Below are 23362 nucleotides of genomic sequence, written 5' to 3'. Positions count from 1 at the left end.
AAAGCTGGGTAAAAAGTTTTAATACCCAAAAATAGCTTTGAATCAACGTTTTTGATAACGTAATTCAAAGCTATTTTCGTTATGCAAATTTAAATGATAGTGAGTTTTGCCCGATTTCTTTAACGATATTATTTGAGCTTATTCCCCTTGTGAACTATAGGTATCTGTAGCAGTGGTTTCTGAATTCATCTCTGCTGTCGTATCATATGTGGTCGAATCTTCAGTTGACGTTTGGGCCCAGGGACTTGCTTCAAGCACCAATTCATTTGTATATGCATTATATACATTAACTGGACTTGGAAGGTACATCATACTTTCATTCACTTGAACATTTGTCACTAAATCAGTAGCAGTTGGTTGCCCGGTCGATGCTTTCAAAACATTTTGCATTTCCAACAGATGCTCACTAGTAGGCAATTGATAGCTGAGTTCGTTAATCATCTGTTCCTCACCCTGCAATTGATACGGTTCCAAATTAGATAAAGCATCTTTATACCCCAATAGAGAAGGGATAGTTGAGGTGTTAATTTCAATATTTGTCCGCATATTATTTGAAATAGCTGTCAGAATTTTTTTGTATTGTGTTAATCCATCTAAATTTAACAACTTCTTTACGATAGCGGTAATCACTTCTCGTTGCCGTCTTTGCCGACCTATATCACCTTCAGGGTCATCATAACGCATTCGGGAATAAACCAATGCTTGATTACCATTTACTAATGATTTTCCTTCCGGAACAACTGCAGTATAAGCTGGTTCATGTTCCGAAATTGAGATTGGGAATCCCAAAGTATTATTTACCTCAATCCCCCCAAGTGCGTCAACCAATTCAACTAGCCCATCCATATTAATCTCAACATAGCGATCAATGGTAATATCCATCATTTTTTCAATCGTCGCAATTGCCATCGGAGCTTGTCCATAGCTATAGGAATGATTTAGTTTTTCAATTGTCCCACTGGATGTCCCATCTGGCTCTGCAATTTCAACCATGATATCTCTCGTCAGACTCATCATAGTAGTTGTTTTCGTCGTGGGATTTAAGGTAACAAGTATCATCGAGTCACTTCGACCACCGTCCCACTGACCCCCGCGAGAAGCCTGGTCCATATCAACCCCCATCAACAAGATGGTTAATGGTTCTGTCGCATCAATTGGTTGAATCGAATCATCATTATCATCCAAAGATTTAAATGTTTTTGAGATTTCCCCGAGCGAAAAGCCCAATAAACTATTGCCGTAAACTCCAGCGGCTACCACTGTCAACAAGAAAATCGACAAGGACATCAAGACTATTTTTTTCCAAATTTTCATAGATCACCAATCAACATACCCATATAATAGAGATCTAGCCATTCACCTTGATCAGTTCTAGCTCCTCTATATTGAGTTCCTTCTATTTGAAATCCTAATTTTTTATAAAGATGTACTGCAGCTTGATTGCGAACTTGGACTGTCAACTCTAATCGGCTCAGCAAACCAATTTCCCGTACCCAATGCAAAACTTCTTCTAAGAGTATAGTGCCAATTCCATAACCCCAATATTCTTTCTTAACTGCAATAAAGATATTTCCAATATGGCTAATTCGAAATTGTTTAGAAGACTTAACAGTTATTGCACCGACAACCTCATTCTCTAGTTTTGCCAGCAAATGGATTTCCCTAGGATTTTCAATCCCAGCCGCAAAAATCGTTTTCATCTGCTCTTGATGATATGCAAAACCAGTTTCGTCCATGACCAAGAAATCTGTTTCTGAGGCTACTTGCTGCATAAAATGGATAAACGCCTGCGCATCACTGGGATCTGCTTCACAAAATCCAATCTCTTTTCTACGCATTTGGAATCTCCGCAAGTAAAGTTTGGCTTTGTCTTCCAAAGGATTCAAAAGAAAGAGAGCGACCTTCTTCAACCTTTTCAATATAGATTCTTAGATAATCATCGAACAAAGATAAATCCAATAACTCTCCCCATTCGATGACAGTAATTCCGTCACCAAAAAGAAAATCATCCAAATCAATAGAGTCAGGATCATCTCCAATTCGATAAACATCTAAATGAAATAATGGTAGACGTCCTTCATATTCGCGTACAATCGTATAGGTTGGACTTTTAATCATTTGCTCAATGCCAAGACCCTTCGCAATACCTTTTACCAATGTTGTTTTTCCAGCACCAAGATTTCCAGATAACAGTATCACTTGCCCCGCTTGACAAACACTACCGAGGTTTTCACCAATTGAAATCAATTCATTTTCATTTCGACTTAACATACATTCCATTATACCATAGGCCAATTTGTTTGTCATAAGCAGACCAGAAAATCCCAAACGAAAGCGAAAAAATCGTGAGTATGATCACATACTCACGATACATTTTTATTCAACACTGAACAGATATGGGTAGACTGGCTGATCTCCTTGGTGGATTTCAACTTCAACGTCTTCAAATTGTTCTTCTAATTTTTCAGCTACGGCTTGAGCTAATTCTTTGTCACCTTCTTCGCCAATATAGATAATAACAATTTCACTATCTTCATCAAGCATTCTTTCAAATGTTGATTCAAGGGTCTCCATCATATCTGGATTAGATACAACAATTTTTCCATCAACCATACCAAGATTATCATTTTCATGAATTTCAAGGCCATCAATTGTTGTATCACGAACAGCTGTCGTAATGCTACCACTTTTCACATCAGCTAGTGAGGCTGTCATTGCTTGTGCGTTACTGTCCAAATCACGACTAGGATCAAATGCCAACAAACTTGTAAAACCTTGTGGAAGGGTCTTAGTTTCTACTACTTTTACAGCAACTTCCGTCGCTTCAGCCGCAGACTGAGCTGCCATTAAAATATTTTTGTTGTTCGGTAGTAAAATTACATTACGCGCATTGACCAAATCAATAGCTTTCAAAAAGTCTTCTGTGGACGGGTTCATGGTTTGACCTCCAGAAATCACATAGTCAACACCTTGTGATTTGAAAATCTCAGTTAACCCTTCCCCAGCTGCTACAGCAATAATAGCATATTCTTTTTGCTCAGCTGGTTTTTGTAAAGAACCCTCTTTCTCAACTTGCGCTTCATGTTGCTCACGCATATTATCCACTTTAACTTTAACCAAGCTACCATATTGAAGACCAGCCTGCATTACCAAACCAGGATCTTCCGTGTGAACGTGTACTTTTACAATGTCATCATCGTTGACAACTAGGAGAGAATCCCCCAGATCATTGAGATAATTACGGAATTCTTCATAGTCAAATTCTTTAACATAAGTAGGACCTTGGCGTAGAGCTACCATGATTTCTGTACAATAACCATAAGTAATATCTTCCGTTGCAACGTGACCAGCTACAGACTTGTGGTGTTCTGCATTTATCATCTCTGACATAACTGCTGGAGTCGCCTCAAATTCTTCAGAAGCAATGTACTCACCTGTAAGAGCTGACAAGAAACCTTCATAAATATATACAAGTCCTTGACCGCCTGAATCGACAACTCCAACCTCTTTCAAGACTGGAAGCATATCAGGTGTTTTCTTTAGGGCGCGATTAGCACCATCCAGTGTTGCACGCATAACTTCGATTGCATCATCTGTTTCTTCAGCTTTTTTGAGCGCTGCAGTTGCGGCACCACGAGATACAGTAAGAATAGTACCCTCAACAGGTTTCATAACGGCTTTATAAGCTACCTCTACACCATGTTGAAAAGCCTGTGCTAAATCCTTACCATCCAATTCAACCTTACCCTTAACAGATTGACCGAAACCACGGAATAACTGAGATGTAATAACACCAGAGTTCCCGCGCGCTCCCATTAGCAATCCTTTGGACAAAATTTGTGCAGCTTCACCTACTGTAGAAGCAGGCTTATCCGCAACTTCCTTAGCACCATTTGCAATGGTCATCCCCATATTGGTACCTGTATCCCCATCTGGTACAGGGAATACGTTTAGTGAGTTGACATATTCAGCTTGTTTATTCAGACGAGTTGATGCAGCCTGCACCATTCCTTGAAATAAACTAGTAGTAATTTTAGACACAATTATTCTCCTACGACTTTAATATTTTGGATAAAAACATTAACGGCATCAACAGAGATACCCAATTGACTCTCCAAGTTAAACTTCACGCGTTCTTGGATATTGCGAGATACTTCACTTATTTTTACACCATAACTCATCACAGTATAAACATCGACTGCAATACGACCATCTTCTAAAGTCTTGATAACTACACCTTTGGAATAGTTTTCTTTTCTCAAAAGAGCCTGAAAATTGTCCTTAATCGCAGATTTACTAGCCATCCCAACAACACCAAAAATTTCAGTCGTAGCACCGCCGACAACTGTGGCAATCACGTCATCAGTCAATTCTATTTGGCCGTCTTTTGTATTGATCTTTACAGTCATATTCCTTACCTCAAATAGTTTTATCACTCCATTTTACCATATTTTCAGTATTCTGTAAAAAACAAGCTTGTGACATCTGATATCTTCTTGTGTTCTGAAGTATAATTCTTCTATATATGAAAGAATGAGTAGCAACCCCCATGCTTTCTAACAGTCTATCTTTTTCATCTGCACTTTTGATGTATATTTCTCTCAACTTTTACAAAATTGAGTTCTTTTTCAAAAAAATTGAGGTAGCTAAGAATCAACTTAGCAACCTCAATCCTATCAGCCAGTTTTAGTTGGCAAATCTAATTATCTCCGAGAAGGTACTTTCAAAAATTATTGCACGAATAAGGAAAGATATTATTTAATCCGACCCGGACGTTCTTTGTAACCGTAGTAAGCGTCATTCATGATTTCTTCCATATCTGCTACCATTGGCAAGCGTGGGTTAGCAGGTGAACATTGGTCTTCATATGCTAGAAGAGCCAATTCATGAGTGTATTTCTTCCATTCTTGTTCGTCAATACCTTGATCTTTAAAGTTCATCTTGATACCAACTTTTTCACCCAATTCGTAAACTGCTTTAGCATAAGCTGCAACAGCTTCTTCTGGAGTAGAATGTGGCAAACCTAACATACGAGCGATGTCTTGGAATTTTTCATCCGCTTTCCAGTAGTTGTACTTAGGCCATGTAGTTGTCTTAGACGGACGAGTACCATTGTAACGGATAACGTATGGCAACAAGATTGCGTTTGTACGTCCATGAACTGTGTGGAAGCGACCACCAATCTTATGGGCCATAGAGTGGCTCATACCCAAGAAGGCATTTGCAAAAGCCATACCAGCCATTGTAGAAGCATTGTGGATTTTTTCACGTGCTTCTGGATCACCAGTCAAGACAGATTTTTCAAGGTATTGGAATACCAACTTAATAGTTTGAAGGGCAATACCATCAGTGTAGTCGTTCGCAAAGTTAGAAGTATATGCTTCTGTCGCATGAGTCAATACGTCCATACCAGTATCAGCTGCGATGAAGGCTGGAACTGACTCTACCAATGCTGGGTCTACGATTGCAATTGTTGGTGTCAATGAGTAGTCAGCAAGTGGGTATTTGCGGTTATTTTTCTTATCAGAAATAACGGCAAACGGCGTTACTTCTGAACCTGTACCAGATGTAGTTGGGATACCGATGTATTTAGCTTTTTGACCCAATGATGGGAATTTGAAGGCACGTTTACGGATATCCATGAATTTTTGAACAAGGTCACGGAAGTCGATTTCTGGTTGTTCATAGAAGAGCCACATTACTTTAGCAGCATCCATTGGTGAACCACCACCGAGCGCAATAATTGTATCCGGTTGGAATGCACGCATTACTTCAGCGCCGCGTTCAACTGTTGTAATATCTGGATCTGGTTCAACATCTGAAAAGACTTGAATAGTCACTTGATTTGAACGAGCATTCAACTGATCGATGACACGTTGAACAAAACCAAGACGTTCGATTGATTTGTCTGTTACGATCATAACACGTTCAAGGCCTTCTGCTGTTTGAAGGTATTGAATAGAGTTACGTTCGAAGTAAATTTTTGAAGGAACTTTAAACCATTGCATATTATTTCTACGTTTCCCTACTTTCTTGATGTTAAGAAGGTTGATAGCAGATACGTTATCACCAACTGAGTTACGTCCATATGAACCACATCCGAGTGTTAATGATGGAATAAATGCATTATAAACGTCACCGATACCACCGAAAGTAGAAGGTGAGTTCCAGATAATACGCATTGCTTTCATTTCAGTCCCGAAACGTTTTGCAAGTTCTTCATCTTTAGTATGGATTGCAGCAGAGTGTCCAAGACCGTTGAACTCTACCATTTGACGAGCTTTTTTAATGCCATCTTCTACGTCTTCAGCTTTCAATACAGCAATTACTGGAGAAAGTTTTTCACGTGTAAGAGGCTCATTTGTTCCTACTTCAGCACATTCAGCAGCCAAGATGTTTGTTCCTTCTGGAACTTTGAAGCCTGCTTGTTCCGCAATCCATGCAGCAGGTTTACCAACGATATCAGCATTCAATTTACCTTCTGCACAGTTTTTGCTATTTGCTTTTACACCGAAGCAGTACTCTTCAAGGAGTGCTTTTTCTTCTTTGTTAACAAAGTAAGTTTTGTATGACTTAAATTCTTCAACGAATTCATCATAAATTTCTTTATCGATGATGACTGCTTGCTCAGAAGCACATACCATACCGTTGTCAAATGATTTAGACATAACGATATCGTGAGCTGCTTGACGAATATCTGCAGATTTTTCGATATATGCTGGAACGTTACCTGCACCAACACCAAGAGCTGGTTTGCCACATGAATACGCTGCACGTACCATTGCGTTACCACCTGTTGCCAAGATAGTTGAGATGCCATCGTGGTTCATGAGGGCATTTGTAGCAGCAATAGATGGCTCAGTAATCCATTGGATACAGTTTTCAGGGGCACCTGCTTTTACAGCAGCTTCATAAACGATACGTGCTGCATGTGCAGAAGATTCTTGTGCAGATGGGTGGAAACCAAATACGATTGGGTTACGAGTTTTAAGTGCGATAAGTGATTTGAAAATAGCTGTTGAAGTTGGGTTAGTTGTTGGAGTAACACCACAGATAACACCGACAGGTTCTGCAATTTTTGTCAAACCAGTAATAGGATCATCTTCGATAATACCAACTGTTTTTACACCGCGCATGTGATTTACAACGTGTTCACACGCAAACAAGTTTTTTGTAGCTTTGTCTTCAAAGACACCGCGACCTGTTTCTTCTACAGCGTGTGCTGCTAAGATACCGTGAGCATCAAGCGCTGCTACAGATGCTTTCGCAACGATGTAGTCAACTTGTTCTTGGTTCAATTTGCGAAACTCATCCAAGGCTACCAAACCTTTTTGAACAAGTTCGTCAACATGTTTTTGAGCTGCCACCAATTTTTCTTCAGGTGATACTACTTTTTGTTCAGCCATTTTAGTCCTCCATTTACAAAACAGATGTTTGTTACTTTTTTCACATGTTTATAATACAACAATTTTTTGATTTTGTAAAGCGTTTTTGTTAATTTTTTCACAATTTTTTCGAAAAATACGAATAGAGCGCTTTCATTTTTCGTTTTTGATAAACCATCTTCTTACAAAGATGGCTCATCAATACACTATCATAGGATACAACACTAATTTTCACTTAGTTTTTCTAAAATACTAGCAAATTCTGTTTTAACTATTTCAAGACTTGTTTCAACCTCTTTTCGAGTCTGGTTATTTTTCACCACGACTTGACCTGATTCGATTTCGCTACCACCTAAGGTAATGATTGTCTTGGCTCCAAATACATCTGCTGACTTAAACTGGGCTTTGAGCTTGCGGTCAAGGTAGTCTCGCTCTGCTCGGAACCCTTGCTTGCGGATGGCTTGAACCAACTCAAGCGCTCCGCCATTGGCCTCCTGACCCAAAACAGCTATGTAAACATCTATTTGGGTATCAATCGGAAGCTCAATACTTTGCTTTTCAAGTACGAGAATCAGACGTTCAATCCCCATGCCAAAGCCGAAGGCTGGTGTTTCTGGACCACCAAAATAGCTAACCAATCCATCATAACGACCGCCAGCACAGATGGTCAAGTCACTGCCACCTACTTCGGTCATGAATTCAAAAATAGTATGGTTATAGTAGTCTAGACCACGTACCATATTCGTGTCGATTTCATATGAAATGCCAAGTTTGTCTAGCATAGACTTGACTGCTTCAAAGTGAGCTGTACTTTCCTGATCCAGATAGTCCAAGATGGATGGTGCATTTTCTACAGCAACCTTGTCTTCTTTTTCTTTTGAGTCTAACACGCGGAGAGGATTTTCTTCCAAACGGCGCTGGCTATCTTTAGACAGTTGATCCTTGAGCGGTGTCAGATAGTCAATCAGGGCTTGGCGATAGGCTGCGCGACTTTCTGGATTCCCCAAACTATTGAGATGCAAACGAACATCTTTAATCCCCAACTCTTCAAAGAAATGATAAGCCATGGCAATAATTTCTACATCTGTTGCTGGATTATTTGAGCCGAAGCACTCTACACCAATCTGATGGAACTGACGCAAACGACCTGCCTGCGGACGCTCATATCGGAACATGGGCCCCATATAGTAAAATTTTGCCGGTTTTTGCACTTCTGGGGCAAAGAGTTTATTTTCTACGTATGAACGAACAACTGGCGCTGTGCCTTCTGGACGAAGAGTAATATGACGTTCTCCCTTATCGTAAAAATCGTACATTTCCTTGGTCACAATATCTGTGGTATCGCCAACAGAGCGACTGATTACTTCGTAATGTTCAAAGATAGGTGTGCGAATTTCCGAAAAATTATACTGTTTAAAAATAGAACGCGCGAAATTTTCTACATATTGCCATTTGGCAGAGTCCTGTGGAAGTAAATCTTGCGTCCCTTTTGGTTTTTGTAGTTTCATGGGCTTTCTCATTTCTCTAAATATTGCCCCTTATTTTATCATATTTTGGGCTTTTTTGGAAATGGCAGAGCAAACAAAAAGCCGTGCCTACTGACACGACCTTGTTTAAAACCTATTTCTTGTCTACAATCTGGAAATTCAAGTCGGCCACTTCGATTTCAACCTCAAGTTTTTCTTCTGAATTGAGATTGAGGAGGTTTTCTAAGGCTGTTTCAGCAAAGGCCGCTACTTTTTCTTGGCGTTCCGCGTCATTCAATACTTTCTCACTTGTCTTGTAAATGGCTTCTTGGGATTTTTCATTTAGAAATTCCTGGGCCTTTAGTCCAGAAGTGAAGACATCGACCGCCTTGTCCAGCAGACCATTGCTATTGTTGCTGATTTTAATTTCTCCATGTTGCTGAGAATCAACTTCGACAAGAACAGGTTTCTTGAAGGTTAAATTATTATTTTGAATCTGGACATCTGACTGACTAATCCCTTCCAAGACCAACTTGAACTCCGTCTGCACAGGAATATCAACAGACATTTCACGTCCTACAAAGAGCTTGGTAATCGGTTCTGTCCAGTCTGGCCATTCTTGCAGATTATTATTATCAAAAGTATGGTTGGCAGTTGTATCCACCTCGGCACCTGCCACAACCAGCTTGCTTTCCGCTTCAAACTTCTTAATGACAAACTCATATTGAACCTTGTGGGTCCCTTGGAACCATGCTAGAATACTATTTCTAAACCAGAAGATCCCTATACCTAAAACTAGCAACAAGACCAAGAGGCTAGCCAACTTTTTCGCAAAAAACTTCCCAACTGTTTTCATACAGTTCTCCTTCATATTGAATAATTGGAACTCGTCCTATAACTATTATATAAATGCCGTCAAGTGAATTTTGTTTCTTTTTGAATATTATAGCAAACTTTCTTTAGTAAAAGTTCTATAATGAAGTTAGCTACCTCGCCTTGCTCAAAAACATTTGTTTCGCTATCTTTGAGTAAGTCGGTAACTTCATTTGATAACAGGCTTGAAGCTGTTAGGCTAAGTGGCAAAGGCTAATAGTAGCCTTGGTTTAGCTACCAAAACAGGTTCAAGGGTTCCTGTTGTCAAAGGAAATCGATGTTAAGGTAAAAGAAAATATCTCTGTGCTATACTTGTTGTTCACCACAAACACAAGGAAGGGCACAGAGATGCAAAAACATTATACACCAAAAGGCAAACATTTGACAATGGATAACCGTCGCCTGATTGAACGATGAAAAAATGAAAATATGTCCAATCGTGAAATTGCTGGTTTACTTGGAAAGGCTCCTCAGACCATTAATAACGAGATCAATCGTGGTACAACCTTACTACAAGTGCGAAAAGGGCTGTACAAAAAAGTCTATTCTGCTGACTATGCACAAACTGTTTGCCACACCGATCGAAAGAGGTCGGTGAAAAAATTAATTCTAACCAAAGAAATCAAAGAGTAGATTTTACACTATACTAAGCAAAAGTTTTCTCCCGAAATGATGGTGAAGAAGAAACAGCTGGCTGTTGGGAGTTCAACTATTTACTGTTCGGTTCATCATGGTCATTTAGGATTGAAAAAAGCGGATATGCTTTATCCTAGAAAAAAGAAAGCAATCAAAAAGCAAGCTAGTCCTAACTTTAAACCAACAGGCAAATCTATCGAATAACGTCCTGACGTTATCAATCTTCGCTTGGAAAATGGGTATTATGAAATTGATACGGTTCTATTAACTAAGGTGAAAAATCATGCCTGTTAGTCTTAACCGACCGTCGGAGTAGACACCAAATCATCCATTTGATACCTAACAAAACCACTGAATCAGTCAATCAGGCACTGGAGGGAATCTTGAGGGAACATCATATTCTGTTAATGGTACAGAATTTTGTCGTCTGGCTGAAGTGTTTCCTGAGGAGTATATCTACTATGCGCATCCCTACTCTTCATGGTAGAGGGGAACGATTGAAAATCACAATCGATTGATTCGGAGATGGCTACCAAAAGGAACCAAGAAAACGACCTCGAGAGAAGTCACTTTTATCGAAAATTGGATGAACTATTACCCTAAAAAATGCTTGGACTACAAGTCGCCGAGTGAATTTCTTATGTGTGGCTAATTTCAACTTGAAATTTGGGAAACTTTCTTTAGGTGGGAATTTAGGTGAATAAAATTTTTAAAAATATCTGTCAAGTAACTTTACTTTACAAAGAAGTTTTGATATACTGTTAAAGTTGACGAAAGTCATACTATAACTTTTAAATTTGAAGAGGGCTTTGCTCTCGTATTTTAATGGAGGAAAATAGAAATGGCAGTACCTGCACGTCGCACTTCAAAAGCGAAGAAAAACAAACGTCGTACTCACTATAAAGTAGCAGCTCCAACTGTGAAATTTGATGAAACTACTGGAGATTACTCACGTTCACACCGTGTATCTTTGAAAGGATACTACAAAGGACGTAAAATCGCTAAGGCTGCTTCAGCTGAATAATAGAAGGGAGATACCATGCGCGTAAATATTACACTTGAACACAAAGAATCTGGTGAACGCTTGTACCTTACTTCAAAAAACAAACGTAACACTCCAGACCGTCTTCAATTGAAAAAATACTCACCAAAATTGCGTAAACACGTGATTTTTACTGAAGTAAAATAAGACAATATACAGAAAGCCCTTGAAAACAACGTTTCAAAGGCTTTTATCTTTTGATTTTAGCAAAATAACTGAATTTTAACTGATTATAATAAATCAAATAATTATTTCTGCTAAATCTATCATAGCCTGTTCAATCTTATGTAGAACATGCAGATAATGAAAGGAACACTTCGAATGAGGTGTTCCTTTTTATTATTGCTCTTTCAGCATGAAATATCCTCAGTTAAAATTTCCATTCTTCTTGTATTTCTAAGAACGCATTTTTCAACTCTCCAATTGTTTTATATCTATAATTATGATTCGCGTGCAATCCCTTTTCCATAAATTCCTTTAATTTGGGGAAATCGAATCTATTCATATTCTTAAATCTTCCAGTCAACACAAAGTAAATTAATTTTGAGAGGGCATAGTATTCGTATTGCTTGCTGTAATTTTTAAATCCTTCTGTACTTAAACCAGATGCATCATCAAAATAGCCACGAACTTCTGTTTTTAATGATGTTAATTGACTATCAACTGTTTTAACTAATCCAAAGTCAGCAATTTTTACGACAACCTCTTCTAGATATTTTTTGAGTAAAACATTTTTAGGGCTAATGTCTTTATGTAAAAGCCCAATTCTGTCAAACACATCAAAAGCCCTAATTATTTGTAAACAGATTTTTCTACGTGCAATAAAGCTTAGTTTCTGATTATTCTTCAAAATATAATCACACAACGAAAAATCTGCGAACTCTATATAGTATTCATTTTTGTTTTTATCTAGGCGATAAACTTCTAATACATACGGAGAATTTATAGATTTCATAACTTCATACTCTTTATAAAATCTCTCCTATTCTTTAGCGTCCAAATCTGTCTTAGCTCTTTTCACAGCAAAATATTTATCATAAAAATCATCAAAGCATTTAAAGATCTGAGTATACGAACCTTCACCAATAGGGAACAATTTAAAACTGGATTCAACAGTCCACTTTTTTTATTAATAATATCTCCAATAAAAAATATTGTAGTTCGTATTTAACTTCAACTTGTCCCATATCTGTTGGTATAGAACTTCCTCTATATTCCATAAGAAATTCTTTGCAATTATCAAATATTTCACCGTAATCTCTATCAATAATAAAACCACTATTTTTTAATTCCGAAACATTTAATAATCTATTTACAATATCAATACAAGTAACGAATTTGAATATTCTGCAACCGAAAACTCTATTACACTTCCAGACCTTGTAAAGAAGGATACAGGAGATGAGGTTACGTTAACAAAAGAGTAGAAAAAGATGAGTGACGGAACTCATCTTTATTTGCTTTCTGAAATTTAACTGATAAGAGTTTTAGATTGATTTGTGCATAAGGGTGTTTAGATAAGGTAGAATTTAAGGTCATTAAGAGATATAACTTTGTTAGTAAAGAAGATTGATTCAAGGGGCATTCAATACATTAGTACATTAGTAATGCTAATGATCACTACTTCTACTTTACACAACAAATTTCTAATCACTTATCAATATCACTTAAAACCTTTGACTTTGAAAGTTCAAACAATTTTTCTTCTATTAGTGCCATAACACTTAAGAATTCACTGTCAGCTTTTCCAGTCGGATCATCTAAACCCCAATCTTCTCTATGATGACAAGGTAGATATGGACAGTCCACGTTACACCCCATTGTTATAACAATATCAATGGGTGGTAGTTCATCAAGTAACTTAGAATATTGTGTCCTTTCCATATCGATATGATGCTTTTCTTTTACTAGTCGGACTGCATCTTGATTGATTTGTGGTTTTGTTTCCGTTCCTGCCGAATAAGCTTCAAAATAGTCCGAATAATATTTTTTGGCCAAGGCTTCGGCCATTTGACTTCTACAAGAATTATGAACACAAATAAAGGCTACTTTAGGCTTAGGCATCAACAATCTCCTCCTGAATAATCTCTTTAACTTCATTCACAGAGAGGACTTTTCCTGAAGCAACAACTTTTTCATTTAATACCAAAGCAGGAGTAGACATAACACCATATGCAGCAATCTTAGAAAAATCCCTTTCATGTTCGATTGTGACATCTATCCCTTCATCAATACAGGCCTGTTGAACATGTTCCTCTAATAAATTACATTTCTTGCACCCAGAACCTAGAACCTTAAACACAATCTGGTTTGATAAAACTTGTGACATCTATATTTCCTCCTAAAGAATAATTGTTTGCAATAAATTAAATAAATAACCTGCTAGGATAATTCCAAAAGTGCAGATCGCAATGAATACTGCTAAAAGTTGTGGCTTTATAGCTCTCTTTAACATGATTAGGGAAGGTAGGCTGAGAGTTGTAACCGCCATCATAAAGGCTAATACCGTTCCCAATTGTGCTCCCTTTTCCAACAAGGCTTCTGCTACAGGAATTGACCCAAAAATATCTGCATACATAGGTATTCCAATAAAGGTTGCTATGATAACCCCGAATGGATTCCTATTTCCCAGAGTGCTAGTCACCCAATTCTCCGGTATCCAGTTATGAATAAAAGCCCCTATTCCTACCCCTATTACAATATAAGGAAAAACTTTTTTAAATGTTTCAGAAACTTGTTCCTTAGCAAAATTAACCCTATCTCGAAATATTAAATTCTCCTCTTCTAAAAAAGGCACATGGGCATTTTTCACAAAATCTTCAACATATTTTTCCATACCTAGTTTCTCAATAAAAGTTCCACCCAAAACTGCAATTACTAAGCCAAATAGCACGTAAATAAAAGCAACCTTACTCCCAAAAATACTCATCAGAAGAATCAAACTACCAAGGTCAACCATCGGAGAGGAAATTAAAAACGAGAAAGTCACACCAATGGGTAGTCCCGCACTGGTAAAACCCATAAACAAAGGAATGGAAGAACAAGAACAAAATGGAGTAACAGTCCCCAATAGAGCTGATACAATATTGGCAGAAATACCATCAAACCGACTTAGAATCTTACGACTTCTTTCAGGTGGGAAATAACTTTGAATATAGGATATAGAAAAAATTAAGACACATAGTAAAATGGTGATTTTGATAACATCGTAAAAGAAAAACTGAAAAGCTCCTCCAAGTCGAGTCGTCATATCAATCCCAATCAGCGACAATAACTTTCCAACACCTTCATTTAACCATTTCATTCCAAGAATTTGTTCTTGAATAAACCTCCACATGATCATACTCCTTTTTATATCAAAAATCATTGATATGTTTTGTTAAATCAAAAGCCATTCTATGATGACTTCCGATTACAATGACATTGTCCTATAGTTTCAACCTCAAAATTCGTTAGTTGACCAAGACGACTCAGGGCATAATTACGTCCTTGATAACTCAGGCTATAGTGTCTCCATTTCCCTTCTTGACGACTAACAACAATCCCTGACTGACATAAAATTTTCATATGATAAGATAGGGCCGACTGAGCAATCCCCAATTTCTCAATAAGTACACAAGCACAGGTTTCACCTTTTTTTAAATAATCTAGGATTAACAAGCGTTTCTCATCTGCCAGAGCTTTAAACAATTGAGCATCCGTTGAAAAATCTTTAATATTACTCACCTCATATCAAAATATTTTGATTTATCTTTTCAGTAAGTATAAAACAATTTCAAATTATTGTCAATTAATTATAGCACTTTTATTGAGTCATATAAAAATGCATATAGTTAATTTCAAACTATGTGCATTTTTAAAAATAAAATTTATTAAGGAACGGGTACTGTTTAGATGTTTTCCAAGCATATTAATTGAAATAGGATTTTCATCAAACAACAGCTTTTCTTAAAATAAGACGATTGCGCCATTTGTCATTCCTCGCTGTTACCCTCAAGTAAAAATAAATGAATTTAATCCAACCATTCTTTTACCTTATCAGGATTTAATTCTATCCAATCTCTTGCAGATTGACGAGGAGTCTTGCCTTCTGAAATTGCCAACATGACAGTCTGCATATCTTCTGGTTCCCAATTGAACTGATCAATAATGTTGTAAGCATCTGCCTGATCCTCTTTCAGACCTTGTCTGACAATGGTATGGATTTCTTCCGCATCACCAAATACACCCATAGGATCTTCTAAAAATTTCAAATCGTACTTAGCAAACATCCAGTGAGGCATCCAAGCCGTAACCACGATATCATCTTCATTTTTCAATGCTTGTTCCAAAGAGGTAACCATAGCACCTGTTGAAGAGGCGGTCAATGACCACGTGGATAAGTTCGCATATTCATTGACTGCGGAGTCAGCAACTGCCATAATTCCAGCCCCAGGTTCAATTCCGATAATCGTTTGGTTGGCCTGTGAGGTCAATTCCTCAATTGTCGAGATGTCCATATAGCTTGGCACAGCTAAGCCAAGACTGGTACCAAACAAATTTGGGCCCAAATCTACCAGTTGATCTTTATACTGTTCATATTGTGCTTGGTGGGTTGTCGGCAACCATGCAGAGACAGAAGCATCCGCATTTCCTTCTGCTATTGATTTCCAAGCTACTGCATTATCCAATGGGATGAGGTTGACATCATATCCTTGAGATGTTAATACCTCTGCTAAAACATTTGTAGAAGCCACCTCGGAGTCCCACTCCACATAGGCAAGGGTGATTTCTTTTTTATCAGATGTGGTGGCCTTTAGGAAGGATTGAGTAATACCAGTCATCAAAAATGAGATTAGCAAGATTGGAGCAAGGAACTTTGCAAATGTTGAGTGCTTAGCAGCTTTCCGTTTCGGCTGGTTTAAAAACTGAGTAAAGCGATCAATAATGATAGCTAATACAACTAGCGCTAGACCTGAAACAAAACCTGCACCAATCTCTGCATGTTGTAGAGCAGATAAAACTCCATTTCCTAAACCCGGAGCACCAATCATCGAAGCAGTAACGACCATAGAAAGAGCGAGCATGATTGTTTGGTTCACTCCCGCAAAAATAGTATTTTTTGCTAAGGGTAGCTCTACTTTAAACAAGCGTTGTCGATCGGTTGATCCAAATGATTCTGATGCTTCTATCAATTCTTCTGGAATCTCACGAATTCCCAAATTTGTAAATCGAACAGTTGGCGGCAAGGCAAAAATGACGGAAGCAAAGACCCCTGGAACCATTCCAATCCCAAAGAATGCAACAGCAGGGATTAGATAAACGAATGCTGGCATGGTCTGCATAAAGTCCAACAACGGGCTAATGATTGATTTGGCACGATTGCTCTTAGCCATCCAAACACCCAAGGGGATACCTAATAGAACAGAGATTAGACTTGCAACAAGCACCAAAGTGAATGTATATAGCATTTCTTCCCATAATCCCTGATTATAGATGAACAGCAACCCCAACATCGTCAAAGCGGTGAAACCTTTTTTTCTAGAAACATAGTAAGCAAGGGCAGGAATCACAATCAGTAAAAGTAAGGGAGGAATTACATTCAAAGTATCTGAAACGAAGTTCATCATCGTGTCACCACTTACTTGAATGATTTTAAAAAGTCCTGCTAAATGCTCGGTCAGCCAGTCAATTCCTTTGTCTACCAAATCTTTAATCGGTAAGCTATTTTGTAATATATTATCCACACTGATCTCCTATTCTTCTATTTCAATTCCTTGTTTAGTGAGAGCTTCGATGACACGACCTTTAATTAACACCCCTATCAAACGACCGTTTTCAACAACTGCAATAGGTGCTGCCGAATCATAAATTAGAGGTAAAATATCCTCTAGCAAGGTATCTTTTGAGACTGTACGAATATCCGTATCAATATAGTCAATCAAACTATGCTGTTTTGCATTTGCCTTAAATGCCGCATCTGCCGAAATGACTCCTAGTAATTTTCTTTGGCGATTGACAGCAAGAAGCATACTCACTTCTTCTGTGTCCATCCGTCTCAAGGCAACTTTTGGGCCATCAATATCTATATTTGTCGTAATCGGCTTAATCATAATATTTTGAGCTGTTAACACTTTTGAACGATCGACATCTTCGATAAACTCACTGACAAATTCATTAGCAGGATTGGTTAAAATTTCTTCACCCGTCCCTATTTGCATAATCTTACCATCCTTCATGAGAGCAATTCTGTCCCCAATACGTAAGGCTTCGTTTAAATCATGTGTGATGAAGATGATAGTCTTCTGAACTTTTTCCTGTAGGTCCAATAATTCATCCTGCATTTCTTTCCGAATGAGTGGATCCAAGGCCGAAAATGCCTCATCCATCAATAATATATCGGGGTTATTGGCCAAAGCTCTTGCAAGACCTACTCGTTGCTGCATCCCACCGGATAATTGATCAGGGTATTGATCTTTGAAAGGTAAGAGTGAGGAATTCTCTAGTGCTTGTTCGGCCAATTTCTGTCGATCAGCCTTATCCACACCCCTAATTTCTAACCCATACTCCGTATTTTCAAGAATAGTTTTATGCGGGAAAAGTCCAAATTTTTGAAAAACCATATTAACGGAATGACGACGAACTTGCCTTAATTCATCTTGATTCATTTTTGCAATATCATGTCCTTCAATGTAAATACTACCATATGTTGGTTCAATCAAACGGTTAATCAGGCGAATGAGGGTCGATTTTCCGCTACCAGATAAACCCATAATAACGAATATTTCACCTTGTTTCACCTCGAAACTTGCATCATAAACACCTACTGTACAACCGGTTTTCTCCAAAATATCTGTTTTGGCTTTTCCTTGTTTAACCATTTCCAATGCCTGTTTCTGTTTTTTTCCAAAAATTTTCGTAACATTCTTTATTTCTAATATTGATTCCATTTTTTCTCCCTCCAAAGTGAACATATATAATTTTAACATATATTGTCACTTTGAATGTTAAAAGCTGGTATCATTATTACAAGTGTTTATCAGTAAGGTTACAAACAATAATGAATTTTGTGTCACTGGCAATTTTATATACAGTTCTATTTATTTTTTTAACTAACTCTATCCACCTCTAAACTTTTCAAATTGGGGTCTTACTCATAGTATACATTCAGGATTGTTTAATACACGTACAATAAAAAATCGAATGTTTCCATCCGATTTTTTTCTAAATAAATAATTGCATATTTGCCTGTTCACTGTCCCCGATAAAGGTTGCTACACCTCCATACTCAACAAAATCAAATAATTCTTCTTTTTCTATCCCCATTAAATCCATACTCATCGTACAAGCCACAAATTTAACACCCAATTGATGTGCCTGCTCAATCATATCAGGAAGAGAATCAACATTTTTTTGCTTCATAATGTATTTGATCATCAATGCTCCCATTCCTCCCATATTCATCCGAGAAAGTGGTAAGTTATTCGCTTTGGAAGGTAACATGATATCAAATAACTTGGCCAAGCCTGACTTTTTCACCTTTTGTTTCTTAAGAATAGATAGGCCCCAGAAGGTGAAGAAAATCGTTACCTTTTTCCCGTATGCAGCTGCACCAGAAGCAATAATCATTGAGGCTAAAGCTTTATCCAAGTCACCACTGAAAACAACCATCGTTGCACCATCTTTTGTCTCCTTTAAAACTCCCTCTTGCCCTAATGACGGTAGATTTTTCATCTCGCTCTCAGAAATAGAAGACTTCCCTTTCACAATTGTCGCAAGAACCTTTCCATCTTCAATCTTGTTTGATAGTAGAGTATTTCCAGTATTTTGACACCAAGCTGCAAGGTCTGCACCAAAGCCAAAATCACTTGCTTCAATCTCCATTTTTTGACCAATAGACATCTTATCTATTTTTTCTTTCACTTTTAAAATTGGTCCCGGACATTGTAAGCCACAGGCATCTAGATGTATGATTTCTGAAGGCTCTTTAAGGTCTTCACTTTTATGTCTTGTCTGGTTGAAAGATAGATAATCTAGTGGTTTTATGCGATAATGAGCAGTTTTATAAGTTTTATAGCCACCATCAAGATTTTTTACATCAAATCCTGCTTGACTTAATATGCGTGCAGCATTGTAGCCACGATGTCCTACTTGACAGTAAACATATATTGGTTGATTTTTGGGAAGTTCTCCCAACCGTTGGCGCAATTGATTTAGAGGTATGTGGTGACTAGACTCTATTGTACCAGTTGCTAGTTCAAATTCTTCTCGAACGTCCAATAAAAAGGCATTATTACTTATCAATTCATCAACTTGTGACCATTGGAAAGTAGCTACTTTCCCTGAGAGGATGTTATCAGCAGTATACCCCAGCATGTTGACTGGATCTTTGGCTGATGAATAGGGTGGAGCATAAGATAATTCAATACTAGCTAGTTGGTCTGCACGTGCTCCAAAACGCATGGCAGTCGCGATCACATCTATCCGTTTTTCTACACCCTCTGTCCCAATTGCTTGGGCTCCTAATATTTTCCCATCTATTCCAAACAAGAGTTTTAGGGCAATTGGAGATGCTCCCGGATAATAACCTGCATGTGAATTTGGATGAATATGGATCGTTTCATATTCAATACCTGCTTGTTTTAATAATCTCTCACTATTTCCTGTGCTAGCTACAGTTAATTCAAACACTTTAGCAACAGCTGTTCCCTGTGTACCGAAATATCCTGCATCACTACCGTTGATGATATCAGCAACCAATCTTCCTTGACGATTGGCTGGCCATGCAAGTGGGATATGGGTCGGCTGACCACTAACCAAATCAATGACTTCAATTGCATCACCAATGGCATAGATATCAGGTTGACTCGTCTGCAATTGTTGATTAACCTTGATGCCCCCTTTATAGCCCAATTCAAGCCCAGCAACCTTAGCCAACGTATTTTCAGGTAGGACTCCGATTGATAAAATAGTCATATCTGTTTGAAGGGTTTTGCCACTGGTTAGAAGTAACTCTCTTCCATTTTGTCGAAACTCCTTTAGGCCATCATTTAAAATCAAATTAACACCATGGATGTTCATCTGTGAATGAATGAGTTGTGCCATTTCTATATCAATTGTCGGCATAACTTGGGGGGCCATCTCAATCAACTGAACCTGAATTCCTAATTCCACTAAATTTTCCATCATTTCAAGTCCGATAAACCCACCACCAACAACGGTTGCTGTTGCAATCTGGTTTTCTGCGATATATGCCTTTATTTGGTCCATGTCAGGAATATTTCGTAAACTAAAAACATTTTGCGCTTCTTCCAAACCATCGATTGAAGGAACGATGGCTTTTGCACCAGTCGAAATGATGAGTTTATCGTAGGACTCAACATAGCTTTCACCTGTTTGATGATTTAGCACCGTTACACTTTTACTCTGCGGATTGATTTCTAGCACTTCTGAAAAGTTCCTAACATCCAATCCATATTGTTGATTCATCCCATCAACTGTCTGAAGCAATAAATTTTCGCGTTCCTTAATAACTCCGCCAACATGATAGGGAAGTCCACAGTTCGCGAAAGAAATATACTCTCCCTTTTCAAATAGAACAATCTTGTCCTCTTCATTTAAACGACGCAACCTCGTTGCAGCTGTTGCACCACCCGCAACTCCACCAATAATAACAATTTTTTTAGACATGAGGTACTCCTAAATATTCTTTTTTATCATTATATACCCTGCGGGGTATGTTGTCAATGTTCTATTATGTCTTTTTCACCAGTTTAACTCCCCTGCACTTAGGAACTTGCTATCTATCCGTACAGAAAAATAAAAACTCCGCCAACTTTACGGCGAAGTTTGTTGATTAATAATTTCAGTGAATCTGTGGGTAAATTGAGCTGTCATTCCCCATATATTTTCAGGAAGTTGTTCATAGAATGGAATAGAGCGCTTTTGATAACTAAATGGGTAACTAATTCCTCCTCTTAATCGTTCAAAAGGAAAATCACATTCTGGAACGACTTTAGAATCCAATTGATAATAGACAGGTTGGATTGTCAGCAGGGTGGATAATGGCACCGTAAATATCCGAGCAACCTCTTCGTTAGGGACGATAGTCATCCAATCCAGATTTAACCGTCCTACAAAGCAATGAATGGTCGAGCGCTCAAAGACCAAATAATCGATTTCTCCAAGTATATCAATTTGTTCTGGTTGAATATTTAGTTCCTCCACAGCCTCCCGAACAGCTGCTTGCTGTGGTGTTTCTCCTTCCTCAACTCCTCCACCAGGAAATGAGACTTCTCCAGGCTGAGAGATTGATTCACTGCGAACTTGATATAGAATCTGCCATTGATTCTCTGACCAAACCAATGGTAGGAGGACTGAAAAACATCGTTTTTCGCCTAAAGGTTGAGGAATATAATTTGCCAATAGTTCTTCCAATTGATTCGGCATCGCTTACTCCTTTTTGTACTAACTAGTGATTTATTTCTATCATAACGAATTTACAGTTAGAATGCAAGAAGTTTGTCTCTAAGTATGAAATAAAAAAAGAAGGAGATGACTCTCACTTCCCTTTTAACATGCCCATAATACCACGTGTCACCACGCGCCCAACTTCCCGACCAACCTGACTCATCAAGTTTTTGGTAAAGCGATCCATTACAGAATCGGTTTTTCGTCTGGTTGGTTGATTGGCTCTTTGAGCAGCTTTAGCCGCTTCTTTCTGTGCTTTTTCTTCCAATTTTGCCTTTTCCTGAGCTTCTTTTTCCGCCCGTTTTTCCTCCTCGGCCTGCTCTGCTTTTTTGATGAGTTCAGCTTCTTTAGCCTCTGTCATGGCTAAAATCTGCTCATGGGCAGATTCACGGTTGACCGCGTCAGCATATTTTTCCATCAAAGGAGAATTATTAATGACTGACAAAAGGGCGCTTGGCTCCACCGTTCCAAGCATACTCTTTGGAGGGTAAATCAATACTCGATCCGCAAAGCTTGGTGTCCCGTCAGCTTGCAGAGTAGACACAACCGCTTCACCTACCTGCAATTCCTGAATGACCTTAGCCAAATCCTTCCCACCTTCTTGACGGAAGGTTTCGGCAACAGTCGCGACTGTCTTGAGCTCTTTTGGTGTAAAGGCGCGAAGACCATGTTGGATGCGGTTGCCCAACTGAGCTGCCACGCTATCAGGAATATCCGTCGGATTCTGCGTTACAAAGAAGACACCAACACCTTTTGAACGAATCAAACGAACAATCAATTCAATCTTTTCAAGAAGAACTTTTGGAGCGTCCTTGAAGAGAACATGAGCCTCGTCAAAGAAGAAGACCATCTTAGGCTTGTCCAAATCGCCCACCTCAGGTAGGACTTCATAGAGTTCTGATAAAAGGCTGAGAAGGACTGTCGAATAAAGAGTTGGTTGATTGAATAACTCAGTAGCTTGAAGGACGTTGATAACACCACGGCCATCTTCTGCTGTACGCATCAAATCAGCAATGCCAAGACTGGGCTCACCGAAGAAAATCTTACCACCTTGTTGCTCCAAAACAACCAAGCTACGCAAGATGGCACCAACCGAACGAGCTGGAATATTTCCATAATATTGGCTCAGCTCTGCTGCATTTTCGGCTACAAAATTGAGCATAGCACGCAGGTCCATTAAGTCAACCAAGAGAAGTCCATGCTCGTCTGCCACTCTAAAAACGATGTTCAAGATGGACTCCTGAGTATCATTCAAGCCCAGCAAGCGCGTCAACAAGACAGGCCCTAGCTCTGAAATAGTCATGCGGACAGGAGTCCCATTTTGCCCCAAGACATCCCACAACTCAACTGGATAAGCAACTGGACTATAATCTGAATAGTGGGTCTTCTCCAGACGACTAGGATCAATCTCCTTGGTATTGGCCGCAATGAAACTAGGCTCTATAATTTCTGTAGTGGGTAAATCCACTGTAGAGATTATGGAGCCTTTTTTAGTGTAGAAAAAAAGTCCC

Annotated in this window: 19 protein-coding genes and 2 pseudogenes; 3 read left to right on the top strand and 18 right to left on the bottom strand. The window is 38.5% G+C overall.

The window, feature by feature from the left end; genetic code table 11:
* Positions 1-138: 138 nt before the first annotated feature.
* The 8 genes from brpA to ACPC58_RS06805 form a co-directional block, all read right to left on the bottom strand.
* Positions 139-1314, bottom strand: coding sequence for a biofilm formation/cell division transcriptional regulator BrpA (brpA, locus tag ACPC58_RS06840; RefSeq protein ID WP_434065596.1), 1176 nt, complete (start codon positions 1312-1314; stop codon positions 139-141).
* Positions 1311-1838, bottom strand: a complete 528-nt coding sequence (locus ACPC58_RS06835) for an N-acetyltransferase family protein (RefSeq protein WP_434065595.1) — start codon at positions 1836-1838, stop codon at positions 1311-1313. Before ACPC58_RS06835 ends, brpA begins: the two co-directional genes overlap by 4 nt.
* On the bottom strand, positions 1831-2271 hold the full coding sequence (tsaE, locus tag ACPC58_RS06830; protein ID WP_217375192.1) for a tRNA (adenosine(37)-N6)-threonylcarbamoyltransferase complex ATPase subunit type 1 TsaE: 441 nt from the start codon (positions 2269-2271) through the stop codon (positions 1831-1833). Before tsaE ends, ACPC58_RS06835 begins: the two co-directional genes overlap by 8 nt.
* A 105-nt stretch (positions 2272-2376) precedes the next feature.
* Complete coding sequence (locus ACPC58_RS06825) at positions 2377-4041, bottom strand: DAK2 domain-containing protein (RefSeq protein ID WP_277837474.1); 1665 nt, start codon at positions 4039-4041, stop codon at positions 2377-2379.
* 2 nt (positions 4042-4043) lie between these two features.
* Positions 4044-4409, bottom strand: a complete 366-nt coding sequence (locus ACPC58_RS06820; protein ID WP_024392607.1) for an Asp23/Gls24 family envelope stress response protein — start codon at positions 4407-4409, stop codon at positions 4044-4046.
* A 345-nt stretch (positions 4410-4754) separates the two neighbouring features.
* Positions 4755-7406 (bottom strand): bifunctional acetaldehyde-CoA/alcohol dehydrogenase, encoded by a 2652-nt coding sequence (gene adhE / locus ACPC58_RS06815; RefSeq protein WP_434065594.1) that lies wholly within the window; start codon positions 7404-7406, stop codon positions 4755-4757.
* Positions 7407-7609: 203 nt separating this feature from the next.
* Positions 7610-8893: a histidine--tRNA ligase gene (gene hisS / locus ACPC58_RS06810; RefSeq protein ID WP_130555351.1), complete on the bottom strand. Its 1284-nt coding sequence runs from the start codon at positions 8891-8893 to the stop codon at positions 7610-7612.
* Positions 8894-9005: 112 nt separating this feature from the next.
* On the bottom strand, positions 9006-9707 hold the full coding sequence (locus ACPC58_RS06805) for a hypothetical protein (RefSeq protein WP_434065593.1): 702 nt from the start codon (positions 9705-9707) through the stop codon (positions 9006-9008).
* A gap of 365 nt (positions 9708-10072) precedes the next feature.
* On the opposite strand from ACPC58_RS06805, the pseudogene ACPC58_RS06800 reads away from it, so the two are divergent.
* From ACPC58_RS06800 to rpmG, 3 genes and pseudogenes are all read left to right on the top strand, one after another.
* A pseudogene (locus ACPC58_RS06800) lies at positions 10073-11012 on the top strand (IS30 family transposase).
* A 189-nt stretch (positions 11013-11201) separates the two neighbouring features.
* Positions 11202-11384: a 50S ribosomal protein L32 gene (rpmF, locus tag ACPC58_RS06795; protein WP_002937589.1), complete on the top strand. Its 183-nt coding sequence runs from the start codon at positions 11202-11204 to the stop codon at positions 11382-11384.
* Between the two features lie 15 nt (positions 11385-11399).
* Positions 11400-11549 carry a 50S ribosomal protein L33 gene (gene rpmG, locus ACPC58_RS06790; protein ID WP_002262412.1) on the top strand — a complete coding sequence of 50 codons (150 nt, stop codon included), beginning with the start codon at positions 11400-11402 and terminating at the stop codon, positions 11547-11549.
* 223 nt (positions 11550-11772) lie between these two features.
* Here rpmG and ACPC58_RS06785 read toward each other — a convergent pair.
* The 10 genes and pseudogenes from ACPC58_RS06785 to ACPC58_RS06740 all read right to left on the bottom strand — a co-directional run.
* Positions 11773-12369, bottom strand: a pseudogene (locus tag ACPC58_RS06785) (protein kinase domain-containing protein); the annotation flags it as partial.
* Between the two features lie 683 nt (positions 12370-13052).
* The gene (locus ACPC58_RS06780) at positions 13053-13466 is read right to left on the bottom strand and encodes an arsenate reductase ArsC (protein WP_172036821.1); all 414 of its coding nucleotides are present in this window, start codon (positions 13464-13466) and stop codon (positions 13053-13055) included.
* On the bottom strand, positions 13459-13731 hold the full coding sequence (locus ACPC58_RS06775; RefSeq protein ID WP_172036822.1) for a thioredoxin family protein: 273 nt from the start codon (positions 13729-13731) through the stop codon (positions 13459-13461). Before ACPC58_RS06775 ends, ACPC58_RS06780 begins: the two co-directional genes overlap by 8 nt.
* Positions 13732-13743: 12 nt before the next feature.
* On the bottom strand, positions 13744-14739 hold the full coding sequence (locus tag ACPC58_RS06770) for a permease (protein WP_274504949.1): 996 nt from the start codon (positions 14737-14739) through the stop codon (positions 13744-13746).
* Between the two features lie 59 nt (positions 14740-14798).
* Positions 14799-15119: an ArsR/SmtB family transcription factor gene (locus ACPC58_RS06765; protein ID WP_024392595.1), complete on the bottom strand. Its 321-nt coding sequence runs from the start codon at positions 15117-15119 to the stop codon at positions 14799-14801.
* A gap of 296 nt (positions 15120-15415) precedes the next feature.
* Positions 15416-17128, bottom strand: a complete 1713-nt coding sequence (locus tag ACPC58_RS06760; RefSeq protein WP_434065592.1) for an ABC transporter permease/substrate binding protein — start codon at positions 17126-17128, stop codon at positions 15416-15418.
* 9 nt (positions 17129-17137) lie between these two features.
* Positions 17138-18331 (bottom strand): quaternary amine ABC transporter ATP-binding protein, encoded by a 1194-nt coding sequence (locus tag ACPC58_RS06755; RefSeq protein WP_434065591.1) that lies wholly within the window; start codon positions 18329-18331, stop codon positions 17138-17140.
* A gap of 274 nt (positions 18332-18605) precedes the next feature.
* Positions 18606-21071 (bottom strand): FAD-dependent oxidoreductase, encoded by a 2466-nt coding sequence (locus ACPC58_RS06750; protein WP_434065590.1) that lies wholly within the window; start codon positions 21069-21071, stop codon positions 18606-18608.
* Positions 21072-21218: 147 nt separating this feature from the next.
* Positions 21219-21830, bottom strand: a complete 612-nt coding sequence (locus tag ACPC58_RS06745; protein ID WP_171989565.1) for an NUDIX hydrolase — start codon at positions 21828-21830, stop codon at positions 21219-21221.
* Between the two features lie 112 nt (positions 21831-21942).
* Positions 21943-23362 (bottom strand): helicase HerA-like domain-containing protein (locus tag ACPC58_RS06740; protein WP_434065589.1); only part of this gene is annotated, 1420 nt, incomplete at its 5' end.

Source organism: Streptococcus sp. VTCC 12905, from assembly GCF_049893385.1.
In the GTDB taxonomy this organism is placed as follows: domain Bacteria; phylum Bacillota; class Bacilli; order Lactobacillales; family Streptococcaceae; genus Streptococcus; species Streptococcus suis_AA.
The sequence above is the reverse complement of the archived record's forward strand: the minus strand, read 5'-3'. Positions and strand labels throughout refer to the sequence as shown.

Coding starts and splice junctions, on each gene's coding strand:
- ACPC58_RS06835 (WP_434065595.1), bottom strand. CDS start 1,838: ATGCGTAGAAAAGAGATTGGATTTTGTGAAGCAGATCCCAGTGATGCG.
- ACPC58_RS06805 (WP_434065593.1), bottom strand. CDS start 9,707: ATGAAAACAGTTGGGAAGTTTTTTGCGAAAAAGTTGGCTAGCCTCTTG.
- ACPC58_RS06745 (WP_171989565.1), bottom strand. CDS start 21,830: ATGCCGAATCAATTGGAAGAACTATTGGCAAATTATATTCCTCAACCT.
- tsaE (WP_217375192.1), bottom strand. CDS start 2,271: ATGTTAAGTCGAAATGAAAATGAATTGATTTCAATTGGTGAAAACCTC.
- ACPC58_RS06755 (WP_434065591.1), bottom strand. CDS start 18,331: ATGGAATCAATATTAGAAATAAAGAATGTTACGAAAATTTTTGGAAAA.
- ACPC58_RS06820 (WP_024392607.1), bottom strand. CDS start 4,409: ATGACTGTAAAGATCAATACAAAAGACGGCCAAATAGAATTGACTGAT.
- adhE (WP_434065594.1), bottom strand. CDS start 7,406: ATGGCTGAACAAAAAGTAGTATCACCTGAAGAAAAATTGGTGGCAGCT.
- ACPC58_RS06775 (WP_172036822.1), bottom strand. CDS start 13,731: ATGTCACAAGTTTTATCAAACCAGATTGTGTTTAAGGTTCTAGGTTCT.
- brpA (WP_434065596.1), bottom strand. CDS start 1,314: ATGAAAATTTGGAAAAAAATAGTCTTGATGTCCTTGTCGATTTTCTTG.
- ACPC58_RS06780 (WP_172036821.1), bottom strand. CDS start 13,466: ATGCCTAAGCCTAAAGTAGCCTTTATTTGTGTTCATAATTCTTGTAGA.
- rpmG (WP_002262412.1), top strand. CDS start 11,400: ATGCGCGTAAATATTACACTTGAACACAAAGAATCTGGTGAACGCTTG.
- ACPC58_RS06770 (WP_274504949.1), bottom strand. CDS start 14,739: ATGTGGAGGTTTATTCAAGAACAAATTCTTGGAATGAAATGGTTAAAT.
- ACPC58_RS06750 (WP_434065590.1), bottom strand. CDS start 21,071: ATGTCTAAAAAAATTGTTATTATTGGTGGAGTTGCGGGTGGTGCAACA.
- hisS (WP_130555351.1), bottom strand. CDS start 8,893: ATGAAACTACAAAAACCAAAAGGGACGCAAGATTTACTTCCACAGGAC.
- rpmF (WP_002937589.1), top strand. CDS start 11,202: ATGGCAGTACCTGCACGTCGCACTTCAAAAGCGAAGAAAAACAAACGT.